20 protein-coding genes are annotated in these 21,710 nt (G+C 39.9%); 6 read left to right on the plus strand and 14 right to left on the minus strand.

The genetic code is table 11. From position 1 onward, the window contains the following. Positions 1-129: 129 nt before the first annotated feature. The 9 genes from GSM42_RS19435 to GSM42_RS19475 form a co-directional block, all read right to left on the minus strand. Positions 130-291 carry a hypothetical protein gene (locus tag GSM42_RS19435; RefSeq protein WP_160803211.1) on the minus strand — a complete coding sequence of 54 codons (162 nt, stop codon included), beginning with the start codon at positions 289-291 and terminating at the stop codon, positions 130-132. 74 nt (positions 292-365) lie between these two features. Beyond that, positions 366-1,280, minus strand: a complete 915-nt coding sequence (gene murB, locus GSM42_RS19440) for a UDP-N-acetylmuramate dehydrogenase (RefSeq protein WP_160803212.1) — start codon at positions 1,278-1,280, stop codon at positions 366-368. Positions 1,281-1,306: 26 nt separating this feature from the next. Next, positions 1,307-2,425 (minus strand): undecaprenyldiphospho-muramoylpentapeptide beta-N-acetylglucosaminyltransferase, encoded by a 1,119-nt coding sequence (murG, locus tag GSM42_RS19445; protein ID WP_160803213.1) that lies wholly within the window; start codon positions 2,423-2,425, stop codon positions 1,307-1,309. Between the two features lie 13 nt (positions 2,426-2,438). Then, complete coding sequence (spoVE, locus tag GSM42_RS19450) at positions 2,439-3,539, minus strand: stage V sporulation protein E (protein ID WP_160803214.1); 1,101 nt, start codon at positions 3,537-3,539, stop codon at positions 2,439-2,441. A gap of 31 nt (positions 3,540-3,570) precedes the next feature. Further along, entirely contained in the window at positions 3,571-4,926 is a 1,356-nt protein-coding gene (gene murD / locus GSM42_RS19455; protein WP_160803215.1) for a UDP-N-acetylmuramoyl-L-alanine--D-glutamate ligase, read from the minus strand. After that, positions 4,923-5,885 (minus strand): phospho-N-acetylmuramoyl-pentapeptide-transferase, encoded by a 963-nt coding sequence (gene mraY, locus GSM42_RS19460; protein ID WP_420821014.1) that lies wholly within the window; start codon positions 5,883-5,885, stop codon positions 4,923-4,925. The genes murD and mraY overlap by 4 nt, the downstream gene beginning before the upstream one ends. A 79-nt stretch (positions 5,886-5,964) precedes the next feature. After that, entirely contained in the window at positions 5,965-7,344 is a 1,380-nt protein-coding gene (locus GSM42_RS19465) for a UDP-N-acetylmuramoyl-tripeptide--D-alanyl-D-alanine ligase (RefSeq protein WP_160803216.1), read from the minus strand. Continuing rightward, entirely contained in the window at positions 7,334-8,821 is a 1,488-nt protein-coding gene (locus GSM42_RS19470) for a UDP-N-acetylmuramoyl-L-alanyl-D-glutamate--2,6-diaminopimelate ligase (protein ID WP_160803217.1), read from the minus strand. The genes GSM42_RS19465 and GSM42_RS19470 overlap by 11 nt, the downstream gene beginning before the upstream one ends. A gap of 292 nt (positions 8,822-9,113) precedes the next feature. Continuing rightward, complete coding sequence (locus GSM42_RS19475) at positions 9,114-11,030, minus strand: stage V sporulation protein D (protein ID WP_160803218.1); 1,917 nt, start codon at positions 11,028-11,030, stop codon at positions 9,114-9,116. Between the two features lie 510 nt (positions 11,031-11,540). On the opposite strand from GSM42_RS19475, the gene GSM42_RS19480 reads away from it, so the two are divergent. Then, positions 11,541-11,846 (plus strand): hypothetical protein, encoded by a 306-nt coding sequence (locus GSM42_RS19480; RefSeq protein WP_160803219.1) that lies wholly within the window; start codon positions 11,541-11,543, stop codon positions 11,844-11,846. A 672-nt stretch (positions 11,847-12,518) separates the two neighbouring features. Here GSM42_RS19480 and GSM42_RS19485 read toward each other — a convergent pair. From GSM42_RS19485 to GSM42_RS21240, 4 genes are all read right to left on the minus strand, one after another. After that, positions 12,519-12,677, minus strand: coding sequence for a type II toxin-antitoxin system antitoxin (locus tag GSM42_RS19485; RefSeq protein ID WP_160803220.1), 159 nt, complete (start codon positions 12,675-12,677; stop codon positions 12,519-12,521). A gap of 14 nt (positions 12,678-12,691) precedes the next feature. After that, positions 12,692-13,555: an SPFH domain-containing protein gene (locus GSM42_RS19490; RefSeq protein ID WP_160803221.1), complete on the minus strand. Its 864-nt coding sequence runs from the start codon at positions 13,553-13,555 to the stop codon at positions 12,692-12,694. Positions 13,556-13,805: 250 nt separating this feature from the next. Next, positions 13,806-14,738, minus strand: a complete 933-nt coding sequence (locus GSM42_RS19495) for a phosphotransferase (RefSeq protein ID WP_160803222.1) — start codon at positions 14,736-14,738, stop codon at positions 13,806-13,808. A gap of 15 nt (positions 14,739-14,753) precedes the next feature. Further along, the gene (locus tag GSM42_RS21240) at positions 14,754-15,665 is read right to left on the minus strand and encodes a LysM peptidoglycan-binding domain-containing protein (protein WP_160803223.1); all 912 of its coding nucleotides are present in this window, start codon (positions 15,663-15,665) and stop codon (positions 14,754-14,756) included. A 225-nt stretch (positions 15,666-15,890) separates the two neighbouring features. Between GSM42_RS21240 and GSM42_RS19505 the strand changes: the two genes are divergently transcribed. From GSM42_RS19505 to gndA, 5 genes are all read left to right on the plus strand, one after another. Then, complete coding sequence (locus tag GSM42_RS19505; protein ID WP_160803224.1) at positions 15,891-16,166, plus strand: hypothetical protein; 276 nt, start codon at positions 15,891-15,893, stop codon at positions 16,164-16,166. A 257-nt stretch (positions 16,167-16,423) separates the two neighbouring features. Beyond that, positions 16,424-16,735 carry a hypothetical protein gene (locus tag GSM42_RS19510; RefSeq protein WP_160803225.1) on the plus strand — a complete coding sequence of 104 codons (312 nt, stop codon included), beginning with the start codon at positions 16,424-16,426 and terminating at the stop codon, positions 16,733-16,735. A 239-nt stretch (positions 16,736-16,974) separates the two neighbouring features. Next, positions 16,975-17,475, plus strand: a complete 501-nt coding sequence (locus GSM42_RS19515; RefSeq protein ID WP_160803226.1) for a cysteine dioxygenase — start codon at positions 16,975-16,977, stop codon at positions 17,473-17,475. Between the two features lie 165 nt (positions 17,476-17,640). Next, on the plus strand, positions 17,641-17,919 hold the full coding sequence (locus GSM42_RS19520) for a hypothetical protein (protein ID WP_160803227.1): 279 nt from the start codon (positions 17,641-17,643) through the stop codon (positions 17,917-17,919). Between the two features lie 682 nt (positions 17,920-18,601). After that, positions 18,602-20,017, plus strand: coding sequence for an NADP-dependent phosphogluconate dehydrogenase (gene gndA, locus GSM42_RS19525; RefSeq protein ID WP_160803228.1), 1,416 nt, complete (start codon positions 18,602-18,604; stop codon positions 20,015-20,017). 111 nt (positions 20,018-20,128) lie between these two features. On the opposite strand, the gene zwf is transcribed toward gndA, so the two are convergent. Then, positions 20,129-21,619: a glucose-6-phosphate dehydrogenase gene (zwf, locus tag GSM42_RS19530; RefSeq protein WP_160803229.1), complete on the minus strand. Its 1,491-nt coding sequence runs from the start codon at positions 21,617-21,619 to the stop codon at positions 20,129-20,131. Between the last annotated feature and the right edge of the window lie 91 nt (positions 21,620-21,710).

Here is a 21,710-nt window from a genome sequence, read left to right on the forward strand (position 1 = left end):
GACCCCAAAATCATATTGGGGTCTTCTTTACATATATAGCAAATGGATTTGTTTATGTTTGCCCACCACACATTGCTGTGTAATGGGCTTTCTGTCTCCTATAAAAGTTTATAGGAGACAGAAAGGAGCTCAACCACCGAGCAAGAGAACCATTCCAATGATGATCGTTACAGCGCTACTGAGAGCTGTTAGTCCACCAAAAAAGCATCCGCGACCAACACGATTCGTCCTTTTGGTGAGCACAAAACTGCCAATGGAAATAAGTCCACAAATGAGGAAAGCAGAAAGCATGTTGTTCTCCCTTGGATAGATTGCACTAGCTCTATTATAGCATTGATTCAGTGGTAGTAATCGTTATTAAGAAATTAAGTATCTTCCCCAACCACTTCAACCTCAGGTACAAGTGTAACGCCGAACTTTTTTGCAATTGTTTTTCTCGCATGATCGATCAAAGCCAACACATCTCTTGCTTTTGCTTGTCCCAAATTAATAATAAAATTTCCATGAAGTGTGGAAAATTCTGCATCACCAATTCGGTATCCTTTTAGTCCAGCCGCTTCGATCAATCTTCCTGCATGATCTCCTGGCGGATTGCGAAACGTACTTCCAGCGCAAGGATATTGCAAAGGTTGTGTTTTGCGGCGCCGATCTTTAAAAGACGCGAGGGATTCAGTTATTTGTTTGGCATCTCCTTGTTCTAATTCAAAGGTTGCACCTGCAACAATCCCATTGATCTCTTCTTGGAGAATGGTCGTGCGATACCGGAAGTGCAAATCTTCGTTGCTTAATTGCAGCCACTCTCCAGTTTCGGTGAGAACTTCTGCACTCTTCAATACTCTGCTGATCTCAGAACCATGGGCACCGGCATTCATATAGACAGCTCCACCGACATTTCCGGGAATACCGCCAGCAAACTCTAAACCGGTCAAACCCGCTTTTGCTGTTCTGCTCGCCAGCAGTATGGTAGAGTAAGCTCCACCTGCTCTTACTGTAGTACCTTCTATCTCCAAATAATCAAAAGCATCTTGAAGCTGGAACACGGCTCCACGTATACCACCATCTTTGACCAAAAGATTGGAACCTCTTCCTATCACTCGCCAAGGAAGTGCCTGTTGATATACTACTTTCATCGCATTCATCAATTCTTCTTTATCAGCAGGCTCTATATAAAAATCCGCAGGACCTCCCACTTTCCAAGTGGTGTGTCGGGAAAGTGCTTCATTTTGTTTAATATGTGTTACACCATTCTTTTGAAATAGTTCTAATAGATGTCCTTCCATCGTTCCCTTTCACCATCTTTCTGCAATTATGAGGGGACATTCGCTGATGCGGCAAGTTGTTCCAGTTCTTCTACGATCAAGGTGGCAGCTTCTGGTCGGCCAAGGGATCTAGCTTGCTCACTCATTTTCTTACGTTCTTCTGGATCAAGAATGAGTGCTTCCATTTGATTCCATAAGCTTTCTCCACTGCAATCCCTCTCCAATAACAACCTTGCTGCACCCTGTTCTTCTAATACACGAGCATTCGCTTCTTGGTGATTATTTGTTACATATGGGGAAGGGATCAAAATGGATGGCAGCCCTAAAGCCGTCAATTCAGCTAGTGTTGATGCACCAGCACGTGCTACTACTAGGTCTGTTGTTGCCAGTACATCTGGCATATTATAAACAAAAGGTCTTATATCTAAATTTGGATATTCACTCCCATTTATTTTCGAGGTGATATCTTGATAATGCACTTCTCCGGTGACATAAACAAAACGAACACCAGGTAGTGAACTCAATTTAGGAAGCATAGAGAGTACTGCTTGGTTAATTGCTTTCGCGCCGCGACTACCTCCAAAAATAAGGACAACAGGAACATTTTCTGCGATTCCCAGTGATTCTCTCCCTTTCTGTCTATCGGCACGAATCACTTCTGTGGCACGTGGATTTCCAGTGTACACAACTTTTTTTGCACTCGTCAATTGTTTGGAAGTATCCTCCAAGCTCACTGCAACCACATCTGCAAAACGAGAAAGAAATTTGGTAGTTAGTCCAAGCACTGCATTTTGTTCGTGAATCATTGTAGGAATGTTTAGTTGATGAGCGGCGAAAACAGCAGGACCACTTACATATCCACCTGTACCAACCACTACATCTGGCTGAAATTTCTTTATGTATTCTTTTGATTTACTCACTGCACGAATAAATTTACGAACTGTATTTACATTTTCCCATGATAGGCTTCGCCTAAAGCCTTGAATCTCAACAGTGAAAAATTGAATTCCTTCTTCTTTTGGGACAATTTTGGATTCCAATCCATTATCAGTGCCAATATAACCGATTTCCACACCAGGATGCTTTTCTCGAACTGCGCGAGCAATTGCAAGTGCAGGATAAATATGTCCACCAGTACCTCCACCGGTAAGTAAGATGCGTTTCATAGGTGTTCCTCCCTTACTTTTTAACAAAACGTGATAGATTAAGCAAAATGCCAACAGCTGCTAACGTTAACGTCAATGATGAACCTCCATAACTTAAAAACGGAAGAGTGATTCCTGTGACTGGGAATGCTCCAGAGACAACTCCGATATTGATTCCAGCTTGGATCATGATCATGGAGGTTACCCCAGCAGCTAATAAACTGTAAAATTGATTAGGCATGGACATCGCCACTCGGTAACCACGCCATATCAGAATGGCAAACAATATAATGACACTTCCAGCCCCAACAAAACCGAGTTCTTCTGCCAAAATGGAGAAGATAAAATCTGTATGAGGTTCAGGAAGATATAGATGTTTTTGCCTGCTCATCCCGATCCCCAATCCTAGCAGCCCTCCTGGTCCAATAGCAAAAAGAGATTGTATCAGATGATACCCTGCTCCAAGTGGATCTTCCCATGGATTTAAAAATGCAACAATACGCTGGATTCGATATGGTGCAGCAAGCACTAGCCCAACAAAGCCAGCTACCCCTATCATTAAAAAACTTCCTAAATGTAGCATTTTCGAGCCAGCGATAAAAATAAGGATTAAGCCAGTCCCCATTAAAACGGTTCCAGTTCCTAAATCAGGTTGTAACATAATCAAGCCGAATGCTGAACACAGCAGCAACATACTCGGTATAAAACCTTTTTGAAAGTTTTCGATCTCAAAAGAAGATTTAGAAAACCAGCGTGCAAAAAACAATATCATCCCTAGCTTAGTGAACTCAGAAGGTTGAATACTAAAAGCGCCGATTCCAAGCCAGCTTCTCGCACCATTCCGTAAAATACCAACACCTGGGATTAAGACGACCATTAGCAAGAGAAAACAACCAATCAACATAGGTTTTGCAGCGAAATGAAATTTGTTTGGATCTATTTTTGCGATCAAAAACATACAAAAAACACCCAAAGCTGCAAACAATACTTGCCGTTTTGCAAAGTAAAAACTATCTTCAAAACGGTGATAAGCATAAGCAGCACTTGCACTATAAACCATTGCTACCCCGATGATTAGTAACAAGAAAATAGCAGCTACAATAAACTTATCAGGGTTTTTAAGACTTCTATGCATACGGCAACACCTCTTTTTGGGACTTGCATTATTACAACGTATGCACAGCTTGTTTAAAAATGCTTCCCCGTTCTTCAAAAGAGGTATATTGATCCCAACTTGCACATGCAGGAGATAATACCACTATATCTCCGTGACGGGCAACATTGCTTGCTTGATGAACAGCATCTATTACATCAGTCGCATGGATGATAGTTGTAACTCCTGCATCTTTTGCTCTATCAGCCATAATAGACGCAGTTTGTCCATAAACCACAGCTACTTTTACATGGTCGCGCAGTACTGGAACTAATTCCTGAAAATCAACGCCACGATCCAAACCCCCACCGATCCAAATCAATGGATCGGTAAAGGCCGTTAACGCCGTTATTGCTGCTTGAGCGTTGGTAGCTTTGGAATCGTTATAATAACGAACATTCTCTTTGGTTGTTACGAATTCCAACCGATGTTCTACTCCACTAAACGTCGTTAGGACACTTCGAATTGCAGTTGCGCTCCCTCCTGCAATCAAAGAAATTGCTGTAGCAGCTAGCACATTTTCGAGGTTACGATCACCCGGCAGAGCTATTTCTTTTACAGGCATAATCGATTGTTCTTGTCCATTTAAACAAGCGATCATTTGGCCATTCCGTACAAACAAACCATTTTCTACTTCATGCTCAATCGAAAACCATACAATCGTTCCATTTTGCTTACCAGCCACTGCTCTGCATATTTCATTATCGTAATTAAAAACAGCTGTGTCATTACTACCTAGATTTTGAAATAATTTCGCCTTGCTTGCTACATAATCGTCAATCGTCTGATGGTAATCCAAATGAGCTGGTACAACATTTAAGAGTGCCGCGATTTTTGGGTGGAACGTATTTGTCCCTTTTAATTGAAAACTACTAAGTTCCGTTACTAGCCATTTTTTCTCTTCTAAATCGTTTACTACATCGGATAGCGCTCGCCCGATATTACCAGCTACCAAAGCAGGTACTTCTGATTTTTTTAACATTTCTCCTACAATGGTAGTTGTTGTTGTCTTTCCGTTAGAACCAGTGATCCCAATGATTGGGATATCAATATAATATGAAGCCAGCTCTACTTCTGTAATCACAGGAATAGATTGCTTCACTGCTTTTTGCACTGCCGGATTGCTATAAGGTACTCCTGGATTTTTCACAAGCAATGTGCTTGTATCTTTGACAATTTGATCTGTGGAAGGTTGAAAATAAACGGGAATCCCTAGTTGCTCTAGCTCTTTTGCCTCTGGACAAACAGCACGTTCTTTTCTCTGCTCGAAAACTTCTACTTCAGCACCTAATGTAGCCAAAAATTTTGCTGCAGCTACTCCACTTTTCCCTAATCCAAGCACAGACACCTTATCGTGTTTTATTATCATCGAACAAACACCTCAAGATAAATTCCAACACCAGCTAAGAACAATCCAACACACCAAAATGTTGTTACAACTCGCCATTCAGACCATCCCGTTAGTTCAAAGTGGTGATGGAGAGGGCTCATCCGAAAAATACGTTTCCCCCTCGTTTTAAACGATAGAACTTGGAGCATAACAGAAAGTGCTTCTACTACAAATACTCCACCGATTAGGGGAAGCAATAGTTCCGTTTTGGTGATAACAGCTAAGGCTGCAAGACCTCCACCTAAGGCAAGGGAACCTGTATCCCCCATAAAAACCTTGGCAGGATGAGCGTTAAATACCAAAAACCCTAATAGTGCACCTACAACGGAAATCGCAAAAATAGCTACCGTATAATTGCTTTGTACCATACCGATGATGGCATATGCACCATAGGCTACTGCTGCTGTACCTGCGAGTAATCCATCGAGACCATCCGTTAAGTTTACGGCATTTGATGCACCAATCATCATGATTAAGAGTAAAGGCAAATAGAGCCAGTTTAATTGCAAAGACCAGTCTGTTCCTGGAATATCTACATTGAAAATAAATTTTGAACCGTTCTCATCGCCCAGTCGAAGGACTCGAACTTCAATTAAAACCCAGAAAAGAACGACACCGATAAACAATTGACCAAGTAATTTTTGACTGGCTGTCAATCCTAAGCTTCTTTTCATCACTACTTTTATATAATCATCTAAAAAGCCTATAATTCCATATCCAAGAGTTGCAAACAAGAGAAAGAACAAGTCAGAGTTTACAATTGGTTTTGAATTATTCAATAGAATAAAACTACTAAATGGTAATGCGGTCAGAACCACAGACATGAGAATAATCGTACCACCCATGGTTGGTGTACCAGCTTTTTTCAAGTGTGCCTCTGGTCCCTCTTCCCTTATACTTTGACCAAATTTTAATCGCTGTAGTGTTGGAATAATCATTGGACCTAGAAGTACTCCAATCCCAAATGCTACTGCGAGTGGAATGAGTATAATACGTATATCGATATTTGCCACCACTCTACGCTCCCTCTACTAATTGTTTCACAATACGATCTAATCCAGCTTTTCTAGAAGCTTTCACTAAGAGAAGAATATTTTTATTTCCTTCTTGTTTCAGATAGGAAAATGCTTCTTCATTTGATGGAAAATGCTTTAGTTGTAATTGATTAGGAGAAGCAAGTTTGGCAGCTTCATGTATCCACAATCCTTTTAAACCAACGGTTATCAATCCTGCAAGATTCTTCGAAACAGCATATTCCCCTATTTTCTGATGATAAGTTACTTCCTGTTCTCCTAACTCTTCGACTCCGGCAAGAAGTGCCCATTTTTGTAAATCAGGTTCTATTTCCTCCAGAATATCTAGAGCAGCATACACAGAAGTTGGACTTGCATTGTATGCATCATTTATAATTTTCATGCCATTACTCGCCTGATTTATTTCTAATCTCATTGAAGTCGTTGGCACATCGCGTAACCCTTTTGCAATACTCTCTTCTGATAAATCAAGTAAACGCCCAGTCTCTATCGCAAATAGAGCATTTTTCACATTATGTTTACCTAACAGAGGTAATGTATAGGAATGACCTGTTTTTCTGGATTGAAAAGACCAACCGCTTAAGCCCTTCATCTCGACCATTTCAGGTCCTTCTTCGCATTTTTCGTCCCAGCCAATTGCTGTTACATGTCCCCTAAAAGGATTTTGATAAAGCAAAGCTTCATCACCATCTATCAAAAGGGCACCATTTTTTGATAATCCATCACAAATTTCTAGTTTTGCCTCGGCGATCTTCTCTCTACTTCCTAAGTGACCAATATGGGATTCACCTATATTTGTGACCATTGCAATATCTGGTTTTGCTAGTCTTGATAGTTCCAGTATCTCACCGCTATGATTCATGCCCATTTCCAATACAACTACTTCTGTTGTTTCTGGCATTTCCAATATCGTAAGCGGAAGGCCAATGTGGTTATTAAAATTCCCAACTGTTTTATGCACTTCAAAAGAAGTAGATAAGACGCTTGCAACTAAATCTTTAGTTGTTGTTTTTCCATTACTACCTGTGATCGCAACAACTCGACAACAAGTTTCCGTTAAGTAACGCTCAGCCATTTGCTGCAAAGCATGCAGTGTATTGGGAACGATGATAACTGGGATAGAGATTTTAGGTAGTGGTCGATCCGCTTGCCATAGGGTAGCTACTGCTCCAGCTTTGACAGCCTGCTTGACAAATGAATGTCCATCAAATACTTCTCCAATAATTGGAATATACAGATTCCCTGGTGATAAAGTTCGTGTATCTATGGATACTCCAGAAACAGCGAAAGATTCATCTAGCTCACTTTCATACTGGACTGATCCAGAAACCATCTCTATTATCCAATTTATTCTACGCTTCATGCTGTTCACCCTTTATTGCCTCATAAGCGATCTTCCGATCATCAAACGGATACCGTACTCCGTTAATTTCTTGATATGTTTCATGTCCTTTTCCAGCAATCAGTACAACATCGCCTGGTTTTGCTTGTTTTAAGGCATGTTCGATAGCAGACTTCCGATCTACAATCTTTGTGTAATTGGTAGTTTCTTGACCTGAAACCCCCTCCATCATATCTGCAATAATCGCTTCTGGGTCTTCTGTTCTTGGGTTATCAGACGTGATGACAGTAAAATCACTATAAGCAGTGGCAATACCTGCCATCAAAGGTCTCTTGCCACGATCCCTGTCTCCGCCACAACCTACCACACAGATCACTTTCCCTTTGGCAAACGATTTGGCTGTTGTAAGAACATTTTGAAGACTATCCGGGGTATGTGCATAATCTACCAGTACGGTATATGCTTGGCCAGCTTGCACGGATTCAAATCGACCATCAACACCTTCTAGATTCTCCAAGCTCTTTTTAATTTGTAACAAAGGAATACCTTCTACTAACGCAACTGCAACAGCCGCTAAGGAATTATACACATTGAAAGTCCCAAATAAGGGTAAAGATATCGGTACATTTCCTTGAAAAGTCTCTAATTCAAACGATACTCCATCTACTCGGTGTTCGATGTTCTTGGCACGAACATCAGCTTCTTTTTTGATGCCATATGTAATTACTTGAGCTGCTGTAATGGTGGCAAAATAATCAGAAGCCTCGTCATCGCTATTCAGAACAGCAACTTGGTTCTCCTTCTGTTTGTTCGTGTATTGATTACCTAGCTGACTAAATAAAAGGCCTTTTGCTTCCCGATATTTTTCCATCGTTTGATGGTAATCAAGATGATCTTGTGTCAGGTTTGTAAATACAGCAATGTGATAATGAGCTCCTCTGGTTCGCCCCATATGAAGTGCATGAGAGGAAACCTCCATTACTGTATAATCAGCCCCTTCATCAACCATTAGTCGGAGACTTTTTTGTAATTCTACTACATCTGGAGTGGTATTTCGTACAGGAATCTCCTTGTCCTTGATCTTCACTCCGATTGTCCCAATGATCCCTGTCTCCCTCCCTGTGCTTTTTAGGATTTGCTCAATGAGATGGGAGGTAGTTGTTTTACCATTTGTACCTGTGATTCCAATTAGTTTTAGTTGCTGTGATGGATATTGGTAAAATCGATTCGCAAGAAATGCCATCGCTCTTCTTGTGTCTGGCACTTGAATAATAGGAATTGAAGCTTGCACTGGTGTTTCTACCAAGATTGCAGCAGCACCTTTTTCCACAGCTTTATCAACATATTCGTGCCCATCAACGGTAAAACCACGTAATGCAATGAATAAATCACCTGGTTTTACTTCTCTTGAATCCGTTTCAATACCTGTGATTTCCACATCAGTTGGATCAAGCCATTCTTTTACGTGTAACACATCTACTAGTTCACTTAATTTCATTGTTTTGGTAAACCTCCCACTTAGCTTGTATAGAAAACTCGGCAAGCCTACAAGGTGACAACAGAGGCTTCGTTACACTTATAGGAATAAGACAAAATTTATCGATCAAGTGTAACAATAGAAAAACCAGGTTTGGGGGTCCTGGCAGTCATGACACCCATTTTAACATAATTCACGCAAAAAATCCCTTGACGGAAAGTGACGGAACACCAAACGAATTTTTCAGAATTTCCCATCCAATGACAATAAGCCTCCATCAGTTGTGTAGAAACAACGACGGAAGCTTATATTTCTATTTATCTCCTAAATACATCCGAATCAATGTTCCTTTTTTCACTCGTTCGCCAGGACGAGGAATTTGGCTGACAACCACTTTTCCTTTTCCGACTGTTTCGATCGGTGTAGTGTACAAACTGTTTTTAATCTTGTCAATATCTTGCCCAATGAAATTAGGCGTGGGTACAATCGGATCGTATAGAATATTTTCCTCTGGTGGAATTTGGTTTGTTCGTTTTGGTACTTTCATGTATCTCATGCTATCTCCAATAATATTTCCTACTATGGGGGCTGCAACAACGCCTCCAAACTGAATCCCTTTTGGATTATCAACTGCAAGATACACAACTACCTTGGGATCATCTGCTGGCGCAAATCCAATGAAAGAAACAATGTGATTATTTTTTAAATACGTACCATTTGGCCCTACTTTTTGTGCAGTCCCTGTTTTCCCCCCAACACGATATCCATCCACAAATGCTTTTCGCCCTGATCCTCGTGCTACAACGCTTTCGAGTGCTGATCGCACGGCAGCAGATATATTTGGAGTGATCACTTCTCTTTTTACAGTTGGGGTAACGGTACTTACCACCTTGCCACTTTCCGAATTCACCCATTGCTTTGCTAAATGGGGAACCATTAACTTACCTCCATTTATTGCTGCTGCAACTGCCACTACCTGTTGGATTGGTGTAACTGCAACGCCTTGTCCAAAAGCGGTAGTAGCAAGCTCGACTGGTCCCATTCGGGAAGGTTTAAATAATATTCCTTTTGCTTCTCCGTTAAGATCAATTCCCGTTTTCTGCCCAAAACCAAATTGATTGATATACGAAAGTAATTTCTCTTTGCCTAATCGTTGACCCAAGGTAACAAATCCTGGGTTACAGGAATTTTCTACTACTTCTAAAAAGGTTTGAGATCCATGACCTCCTGATTTCCAGCATCGCAACCTAGCTCCTCCAACCGCGATAAATCCTGGGTCAAAAAATCCTTGGTTGAGATTCACTTTCTTTTCCTGCAAAGCAGCAGCTAATGTAATAATTTTAAAGGTTGATCCTGGCTCGTATGTTTTCCATATTGGGAGATTTCGATTGTAGATCAAGGGATCTGTCGTCTTATATTGGTCAGGTCGATAAGTTGGTCTACTGCTCATTCCCAATATCTCACCGGTTTTCGGGTCCATCGCAATGGCAATGACATTTTCCGGCTGGTATTGTGCCATCGTTTGATCCAGTTCCCGCTCAATAATTTTTTGGATATTCAAATCGATCGTCAATCTTAAGTCCAGTCCATCCTTTGGTGGGGTAAAATGATCTACTCCTCCCGGGAGTTTCTCTCCACGAGCATTTGCACTAAACGATATATAGCCTGATGTTCCTTGTAGCTGTTTATTGTATTCTAGTTCTAGCCCAGCTAGTCCTTGATTATCGATTCCGGTGAAACCCAAAATATGAGAAGCTAAACTTTGATAGGGATAATATCTTTTGCTGTCTTCTGCAACCACCACCCCTGGTAGTTGTAACCCTTGGATTTCTTCTGCTTTTGCTTCGGATATTTTTCTGCCGTATGGAGTAATTCGTACAATAAGCTGTTTTTTCTTTACAAACGGCAAAATCTTTTCTCCTGGTACACCTAAAATTTTTGCTAGTTTATAAGCCGTTCCTTCTTTATCTTTGATCTGAGCTGGGACTACCATCACAGAGGGAGAACTGATATTATAAGCAATTAATTCTCCATTACGATCCAAGATGCGTCCTCTTTTGGAGGCAAATGGAATATCTCGCCCCCACAGATTTTCTGCTTTTCCCGTCAACCAAGACCCTTGAATCAACTGTACAAATGAAAGGCGTCCAAGTAACGCGATTAACACAAACAATGCAATAGCAAATATAATGAATAGGCGTTTTTTATGCAAAACCAATAAAGATTTCACGTTTCTTCATCCTTTTCCACTATCCTTTACTTCAACTTATGTGGACAAAGGGTAAAAAAGACGAGTTTCTTTCACTAATTCTGAGATAAAACGGAACATACAGATGATAATCTCTGAAACTAAAAAACCGACAGACAGTTTAAATGACATTACAACTAAGAAAAATATTGTATACACAAAGAACGCTCTCACTTTCACATGTGTGGCCAACACAATGTAAAAATCCAACGTTAAGAAGCTTTTCAGTACAAATAAGGCTTTTCGTTTTCACGAAGACATTTTGCGATGAAAATTTCTAGGAATAATAGGTTGTTTTTCTGCTCCACTTGTTAACTCTATTTTTATTTGTCGTATTTTCTATATTCTTTATTGTCATTACTAAAGTCAAAATAGAATAGTCTAGGAAACTGTCACTTCACTTTGAAGGGAATCCAAATGCCTGATAACCTTATGATTGAGGAAAAGCCGATTCAGATCACTGTGAACGGTGAGCTCAGGGATGGTTGCCGGGTGACAATCATCCCAACTCGGGAATTCCAGCAAGTACTGGACTTGATGCCGAAGCCATCTGATTTCTACCCGGACAGAATATGGCGTTCCCAGAGGCTCAGTGACTTTGTCTATTGGCTTGAGCTGATGGTTCAATCGCAGGAGACGTTAGAAAAAGTGCCCCCAGTAGATGTCACCATGGAGGAACTCGCTCAAATTCGGAATCTCATCAATGAAAATCGGGAGTCTGACGAGAAAGAACTCACAGAGGCTGTTGAGAAGCACTTCCAAGGAGAGAAGTCCAAGAAGATTTGGAGGCTTGTTTGAAGATTTATTCTCTTCAACTTCGATGCTGAAAATCACCTCCGTTCTTTGAAGACGTCCATCTATTACTTGGACAACTACCAGAAGAGGAATGATTCCGCAAAGGTTGTCAGTTCGCAGCTCATCAGCGCCCTCGAGAAAGTCCTATAAAAGTGACAGATCCGTATGAGAAGAATCCTTTTGGATTTTCTTCCTACGGGACTATTTTTAATTTCTCTATTTTTATTCACTTCTAAACCTAATAGCTCCACAATATAAATTCGCTTAACGTAGGTTTGCTAAAGAATGTTGGTGATATTCCTTTCATACTTCTGCAGACAAATTTAGTTTTCATTTTGGGTTATCTTTCTAATGGTGTACAAAAAATTGATCCTCAAAACTGTGCTCTATAAAGATGTGACTGAATTTACGATATCTCCTTTTTGGAGTTTACAAGATATCAAAACCTATGCTGTAGATATAAAGCATTATGTTGAGGGTGAAAATATAACTGGAGAAACGATAGGTTTACATATTTGTTCATACAAAATCCTCACTTTCTTCTCAGTGAGGATTTTGTTGCATAAAGCTAGATTTTTCTGTAGAGGTTCATTACTGAAAAAACTAACAGGAATTTACCAAGCGATAATTATTCATAATCAAAGCACATCTGTTGTTTTCGCCTTGCTTTTCTTTTCAAGGAGAGTTTTTCATTCTTCCTGATTTTTTTGCCGCTTCTTTTAAGATGACCTCAATTTGAGCATTCACACTTCGCAATTCATCCTGTGCCCATTTTTCCAGTATTTCATATAGTTGTGGATCGATCCGCAGTGGGAATGCTTTTCGTTTACTCATTTTACGACACAACCTTAATAGATGCTTCCTGTATTGATAATGGGCTGTGTTCCTTTCTCAGAAACTATCGCAACCATTAGGTTATTCACCATTTGGGCTTTTTTCTCTTCGTCCAATTCGACAATCCCTTGTTCTTGAAGCTGGTCGATCGCTGATCTAACAAGCCCTACTGCACCGTCGACTATCACTTTACGAGCAGACAAAACAGCATTCGCTTGCTGTCTTTGAAGCATAGCAGAAGCAATTTCGGAAGAATAAGCCAGATGCATAATCCTTGCTTCAATAATATCGACACCAGCAACATCCATTCTCATTTGTAAATCCTGCATAAGAACCTCAGCGATTTCATCACTATTTTGTCTCAGAGTGAAGGTATTTTCGTCTCCATTTTCGTATGAATCATAGGAATATCTGCTGGCAATATGACGAATGCCCGTTTCACTTTGGATTTGAATAAATTTATTATAATCTTCTACATCAAACAAAGCTTTTGCTGAATCGTTTACTTTATAAACTACTACAGCAGCAATTTCAATTGGATTTCCTTCTAAATCATTTACCTTTAATCGTTCGCTTGTAAAGTTGGTGACACGCAATGATACACTTCTTTTAAAGGTGAAAGGAATCGTTGCCCACAATCCTTGATCACGAATGACACCTATATACGTACCAAAAAACGTTAAGACTTTTGCTTGGTTTGGCTGAACGATCGTTAAACTTGTAGCAATAATCAGTCCTAAAATAATTACAACGAGTCCACCAAATCCTCCCGCAGATGATTCCGCATTGCTGATTATGAATATTCCACCAACCACACCTATTAGGGATAAAACCAGCGCTAAATAACCATTCATTTTAAAAATTGATTTTTCTTTCATTTGGATACCCCCCATGATATAAAAGTGATATCACTTTTATATCATTATAAGTCGTTTTTTAGATAAAGTAAATACCTTCAAACACAGAAAGAACACTACAATACGTGTTTTTTTCTTTTTAGGGACTATTTTGATTAACAAATATAAAAAGAACCATCTGGAATGAGTGCTCTTATAGAACATATTAAAATGACTTCTTACCAAACTAATCACTTCTCTCCACAAAAAAACGAGGTTTCCCTCGTATGTATTATCTATTTCGTTTTTGCCTTGATCTCGGCTTTTTCTTAGAAGGCCATAGTTTTTTCACTAGTTTTTGGCATTCTTGAATATGGCTAAACTCTCTTGGTATATCCACTACCTCCTCCTTTCTTTCCGCTGCGCGAACCAATCTTTCCGGATAAGATAAGAAGATAGCTAATAAACGCTTCTCTTTAGGCAATAATTTATTTTCTTGTTCATATGCAGCCAGTATTTCCGCTGGAGACTCTTCTGGGTTTCGATGAATTAAGGTTGCAAGATCTTTGATTGGTGTATCTAATTCTGCATGATCAAAATCAATCCAATACAATCCATCTTCACTCGTTAACACATTTGACGAATGAATACGTTGATGGCAGATCGTATAACGAGGTGCTACTCCTTTTTCTGTATTTACAAAACGATCTAATCCTCTTATCGCAAAGGAAAAACTATTCTTTGGAAGATTAGCTGATTTTTGAGAGATTTTAGTCTCGTTTTCTTCTAGGGAAGACTGCCAGTCCAATACCTTCGCTTCTCTTTCTTTCCAAGAGTTTTTTGTATCTAAATTCATCACCTGATGCAGTTTTGGATATTTTGCTGCTACAGGTTCTGCTAAACGATGAAAACATCCCAATGAAGCTGCTAATTCGGTTGCGGAAATGTGTTCATCTGCTAACTCCTTCCATGGAGTTGCATACCAATTACTACCATATGCAGAAACAATAGTTTCTCCGTCTTCCGTTGGAACCCATGGTAGCAGATGTTGATATCCAGCTGCCCGTACTTGTTCCAGCATTTGATGAAGCACATACAGTTTTTCTCTTGGAACACGACTCTCTTTTAGTGCATATTTTTGATCTTGCTCAACTACTTCCCAAACACCACCACGATGCTGAACAGAAGTAGGATTCCACCCATATGCATGAATCACTTCCCACATAGAAAGTCCTCCCTCCTAGTTCCGGTTCACAGGAATTTTTACGATTTGACCTTCTACTAAGCGATCCGTTGCAAATTGATTGGTTTTGAGAATCGCATCGCAGGATGTTTCATATTTTGCAGCAAGGGTGTCGATCGAGTCTTCTTTTTGAACAATCACCATTTTCATGGAAACAAGCGAATCTTCCTTTGTGCCAACAAGCCACTTACTCCAATGACTACCCCGAACCTCTTCCTCTATATTGGTCGGTTCCTCTACTATCTCTTCTTGATGTCCTTCTTCTTCTATTACAAGTAATGGTTCAGCTGTCCTTTCTATTTGTTCTTCACTTTGTTCCTTTGTAGTACGTCTCGTTTCACGATGTATCTCACGTTCGACAGGTGGCTCTTCGGCTTTGGGTTGTTCTTCTTCCTTTTTCTCTACTTTTTGTGCTTCTGGCTGTGCAGGTCTTGCAGCAAATGATGGAGATTCCCCCACTTCTTCTACCTCTTCTTGAGGTTGTTCTTCATCGGATATGTTCGTGATGAGCTCTTCTTCCTCTTGCTCTGGAAGTATCCCGTCAATCATCAATACTGCTTCGATTTGCAACTCAAATGGAGACAACAATTGATAATCAAATGATTCTACCTCCGCAGAAACATATGCGAGTTCTGCTCGATTGCGAGGCAATGTAATCTCCACTGGAATCACATATGCAATCTCTTCCCCATCTAACTCATCTGGATCATATTCCGATATGTCTGCATCTTCGTCTAAATCACCCTCATATGTACCATTTAACCGAAGGTAACCATGAATCTTGAGGTGTTGCCCCTCATCTTTGATTTCTACATCAGGATAAAGATCCAATTCCAATAACGAACTGATCCCTGCCTGCTGTGGATGCAAGCGAATTTTCTCCGAAATATTAAACCGAAGTTGTTCCACGAATATACTCCCTCCTTCTATCTTTAACAGCCCTTAAGCTGAAATATATGTACGAGGAGGAGGAGTTATCACTCTATAAGGACAAATATCATAAACCTAAAAATAATTTTTAATTCAAATTATGATCTACTAGAACGAATTATATATTATTGACTATTATTGTATTTTTCTGATATTATCCCCTTGAGATGGAGATCCTATCTTCTTAGAACGAATTGAGGAAAGATGTCCAACACCTTCGAGCAGCTTCTCAACAAGCTTTCTCGCCGTAATATTCACTTCAGTGACGTTCCCAATGCCGATGCCCAGATCACTATCGCAAAGGGATTTGCCCAGATGGGCAATGACGAGAAGGCGAAGTCTCACTTTGCCAAGGCTGTCAAGGCATATGAGAAGGTACATGGCACGGGCAAGGTTCAGAAGGCACTCGATAAGATCTCGGATAAGTCAAACACAAAGAACGACAACCTCCAGGATCTGATTCGGGACGTCTCTAACTAAGTAAGATATCTCCAACGTAGTAGCCCATCACCTGAAATAGCGTGATGGGCTGCACTGATTTTAAGCACTTTTTGACAACTTCATCAAAAATACCCTTTTCACATATACAAAAAATCTCCTATGCAAAACCTATCCATTATCGTCTACTAACAAATACTCCTCCATAAAAACAAGTAAATGATAGAAATCATTCTTATTTTCTGATAGTATGATAAAGAAGATGGAAATACCATCTCAAAAGAGAAATGAGACAAAAAATGGCGTCTACGATTGCTGCCAAACTCGCTGCGGCCACGAGCATTATTCATGCAGGCGGATCTGCAACTGGCAAGTATCAGATGGATGTGGATAGCCCTCGTGAAACCATTGACATGTTCGATACGGTGCACGAGCTGGCCGCAGCAGGAAAAGACCAACAGGCAGTGGCACTGGCAAAGAAGGCACTTCGTAAGCACCCGGATTTCTCTAAGTTCAAGTCTGGTCTTGATGAGATCAAGAGGACGCATATTGGCAAGTATACTAACTTTACAAAGGAAAACTTCGAGTTTGCTTACTCGCTGCTGAAGTAAGGAATATTTGTTAGCGAGTATCTTGTAGCTCACCGCTCCTATATAGAGTGGTGGGCTGCTTAGTTTTCCATTCTAAAAAAGTAATTGCTTAAACCCTAACTAAATAATTTGAGTGCTACATAATCGCCTTTTGATTATTATCTTTGGGGGTAATATAATCAAAATTATTGGTATGATTTTCTTCATTCAGCATACATATCTTATTATTATTTCGTTCTTACGAAAGTCGGAGGGATAAGATGGATGTAACTGAGTTTTTACCTCAAATTATAAGCGACATAAAAAATCCCACTATTCCACAAGTGGAACAGCTAATACGAAACATTCCTTGTGACTTTCAAGAAATCGCTCCTCATATCTCGTTACCCACTCCCCCTTTGACATATGGAAGAAACGTTATTTTTCAGTCGAAGCTATTTGAAGTCATCGTCTTAAATCTCCCACCGCTCATCGAAACTCCTATACATGATCATGGCGCTTCTTTTTGCTGTGTAAAAATCATAAAAGGCACGTTACATAATCGAATTTTCGCTACTTCCCAAAATCGCGAAATGACTTTGCTGAGGGAAGAAATTTACTCCACTGATGACTACTTTACCGTCACAACAGATCTAATTCATTCCATGTACAATCCGAACGAAGAAGCGGTTATCACTTTTCATATATACTCCCCACCGATCAGAAATAACCGATACTATCCTGCAGAACATTCTTCCCATATTGGATCTAGGCTATCATGAATTGTTTTGAATACATTAATTCGCATGAATTATTTGTTTTATAGCGTTTTAGATTAGATATACATTTAAATTAAAGATATTAATCTTCACTTTGACCACTATTATTTTCTGATAATATTGAACTTGAATGGATATACCATTCCCTGAAATAGGAATGAGAAATAAATGGCTAAGAGCGATGCCTTCTTCAATCTGATCGGTGACATCCAGGATGCTGGAGTCGACTTCAACACCGATAATACCGCAGCAGGTCATCTGAAGGCTGCAATTGCCTACGCTAACAACGACAATATGAAGCAGGCGTGGGATACTCTGGAGAAGGCCTTTAAGGCCTATGGTAAGAATGCTATCAAGATGGCCCTTGATAAGGTCGAAAAGAAGAGGGACAAGAAGGACCGAAAGAATAATAATGCCTTCGACAAGGCCCGGAATTTTGTAAGCTGATTCTCTACATAAGGAATCGGTATCACAGCCCGCTTTTTGCACACCCGTGTATGAGTTGGGCTGTATTACGTTTTTCGTCTTAAAAAATCTCCCATCTTCAGCATAACTATCATCTATTGTCATTCACAACAAAAAAACAAGTTCACGTCACTTGTTTCCAACTTAAAAATATCGCTTTTCTATTGCTAGGTGGGTGCACACTTTTTATACAGTGCACACCCAGATCTAGACTTCAACTTAGCGTGAAGCCCGATTTACTTCCAATTCACTCCTGCAGGAATCAATGGAGTCCAAACAATTTCACCAGGACGCCTCTTCATCTCTTCTATACACCGAGTACCCTTCTTCGAAACGGTAAGGAACTGCGCTCCGTTGAACGAGCAGTTCTTTCCAGGCTTAAAGTATCCATCCTCGATGGTAACTTCGAGCTCGTAAGTACCTTCCTGGCAACGGATGCTGCCAACATAGCTTTGATCTGCCACTTTCTTCTCCGTTCTTTTGTATGAAATATGGCAATTAAATTATCTCATAATTCCTTTAATTATTACAAGCCCTTCTCCTATAACCATGTTGGCGCATAAAAAACACACTTTATTAAAAAAATAGTGGAGACGTTCATTTTCATCTAAAATATGTTATTTTTATGGAGTAGTAATAAAACGCAAAAGAAGAGGACAAAGAGATGACAAAACAACAGATTGGCGTTATTGGTTTAGGCGTAATGGGAAGAAACTTGGCTTTAAATATGGAGAGCCGAGGATATTCAATCGCAGTCTTTGATAACTTCACCAACTTGATTGATCCATTTCTCTCCAAAGATGCTTCAGGGAAAAATATTGTTGGTACATATAACATAGAAGAATTAGTTCAAAGTTTAGAGACACCAAGAAAAATATTGATGATGATTAAAGCTGGAGCACCTACTGATGCTACCATCGAACAAATCAAACCTTACTTAGATAAAGGGGACATCCTGATCGACGGTGGGAATACATACTTCCATGACACCATTCGTCGCAACAAAGAATTAGACGAGAGTGGGATTCATTTCATTGGTACAGGAGTATCGGGTGGAGAAGAAGGGGCGCTTCATGGTCCATCGATTATGCCAGGCGGACAAAAAGAAGCTTACGACCTTGTTGAACCTATTTTGACTGCGATCTCTGCAAAAGTAAACGGAGATCCATGCTGTACGTATATTGGTCCTGACGGTGCAGGGCACTATGTAAAGATGGTTCACAACGGCATCGAATACGGTGATATGCAGCTGATCTCTGAGGCTTATTTTCTTATGAAACATGTACTAGGTCTGGAAGCGACTGAATTGCACCAAGTATTTGCAGAGTGGAACAAAGGAGAACTAGATAGTTACCTGATCGAGATAACTGCAGATATCTTTACAAAAACCGATGAGAAAACTGGGAAGCCCCTAGTAGATGTTATCTTAGATAAAGCAGGGCAAAAAGGGACAGGAAAATGGACAAGCCAAGACGCACTGGAATTAGGAGTTCCTCTCTCGATCATCACAGAATCCGTCTTTGCACGCATCATCTCTTCAATGAAAGAAGAACGAATCAAAGCGAGCAAAGTTTTACAAGGTCCAGAAATCAAACCATATACAGGTGACAAAGAAGCTTTAATCGAAGCGATTCGCAAAGCATTGTATCTGAGTAAAATTTGCTCTTATGCCCAAGGTTTTAGCCAATTACGCACAGCAGCAGAAGAATACAACTGGGACTTGCCGTATGGAAATATCGCCATGATTTTCCGTGGTGGATGTATTATTCGTGCGCAATTCTTACAAAAAATTAGTGATGCTTATGATCGCGAACCTGAATTGACAAATTTGCTGTTAGATCCTTATTTTAAAAATATCGCAGAAGAATACCAATCAGCTCTTCGTCATGTCATTGCGATCGCGATTGAAAATGGTATCCCAATGCCTTCCTTTTATAGTGCACTTGCCTATTACGACAGCTACCGATCAGAGACATTGCCAGCTAATCTCTTGCAAGCGCAACGTGATTACTTTGGTGCACATACATATCAACGAATTGATGAAGAAGGAACTTTCCATACCGATTGGATGAAAAAATAAAAATAACACAAAGAGGTTGTTGGAAAATCCCAACAACCTCTTTTTTCTCATTCGCTATGCGGTTACCTGTTTAAACAAGTAAAGTTGGCGCAACCAAAAGTAAACATCCTATTAAGAATTTGATGGTCTATTTGCTACAGACCACCAAAAGAAGCCATCTCTTGCAAGAAGTTCATCTGAAGCAGCGGGACCCATAGAACCTGATTCGTAGTTTGGAAAATGTACTTCTTTGTTTTTGTTCCATGCTTTGGAGATCGTATCGACAAACTTCCAAGAAATAGATACTTCGTCCCAGTGGGTATAGTGGGTAGCGTCACCTAATAGACAGTCGTATAAAAGCCTCTCATATGCTTCGGGAGTATTCATTTTATCATCACAGTTACTACAATAATGCAGCTGAATAGGAAGTGAATCTTCCTTCCCTGTTCTTTGTTGTGCGTTCAGATGCAGTGTCATTCCTTCATCTGGCTGGATGTGAATAACCAAAAGGTTAGGATGCGGATGATTTTTATCTCGATATAGATTCATTGGCAGGTCTTTAAACTGGATAACAATTTTCGTGGACTTTTCTTTCATTCTTTTACCAGTACGAATATAAATTGGCACTCCAGCCCAACGATAATTATCAATCATCAATTTTGCTGCAACAAATGTATCTGTTGTGGAGTTTGGATCGACATTACTTTCTTCGCGGTAACCGATCACATCACGATCTTCTATATAACCATTCCCATATTGTCCACGAACAAAATAATCGTCGACTTCCTCTTCTGTAAATGGACGTAGTGCACGCAATACTTTTACTTTTTCGCTTTGAATTTCATCTCTTGTCAAATTGATGGGAGGCTCCATCGCTAGTAGTGCTACCATCTGTAACATATGGTTTTGCACCATATCTAACAAGGCTCCAGAAGACTCATAATATCTTCCTCGATCCTCCACACCTAGCGTTTCACTTGAGGTGATTTGGATATTGGAAATATATTGGTTGTTCCATAATTCTTCAAAGATAGCATTGGCAAAACGAATAACAGTGATATTTTGAACCATTTCTTTCCCTAAATAATGATCAATACGATACACTTGATCCTCTGTAAAAACTCGTCCAATTTGATCGTTTAATTCTTTCGCTGATACATAATCATGTCCAAATGGTTTTTCAATCACGACACGGCTCCAACCTTCTGTCGAGGTTAATCCACTCGATTTTAGATTTTCACATATCGTACCGAAAAACTCTGGAGCCATCGCTAAATAAAACATTCGATTTCCTTCTGTTTGATACTCTCCATCTAGCTTATGTAATAATGTTTGGAGTTTATCAAAAGACTCTTTATCCGTAACATCAGCCGCTTGGAAATAGAAGTGGGAGGCAAAATCGTTTATATCTTTTCTTCCTTTTACAATTTTATCAGTAGAGCGAATGACACTTTGTCGGAAATCGTCATTGGACATATCGCCTCTGGCCACTCCTACTACCGCAAAATCATCAGAAAGTTTATTGGCTTTATACAATTTGTAGAGAGAAGGAAACAATTTACGCTTAGCTAAATCACCTGTAGCACCAAAGATCACCACAATTGCTTTTGGTTGGGTTGACATAAAATACACCTCATTTTGATTAAGAAAGAATAAGTCGTTTTTTCGTGTTTGCCACAAGTAATACTAACAAAAGAAATAGGAAGAGGAAAAC

It is taken from the genome of Shimazuella alba (assembly GCF_009831235.1).
Taxonomy (GTDB): domain Bacteria; phylum Bacillota; class Bacilli; order Thermoactinomycetales; family Thermoactinomycetaceae; genus Shimazuella; species Shimazuella alba.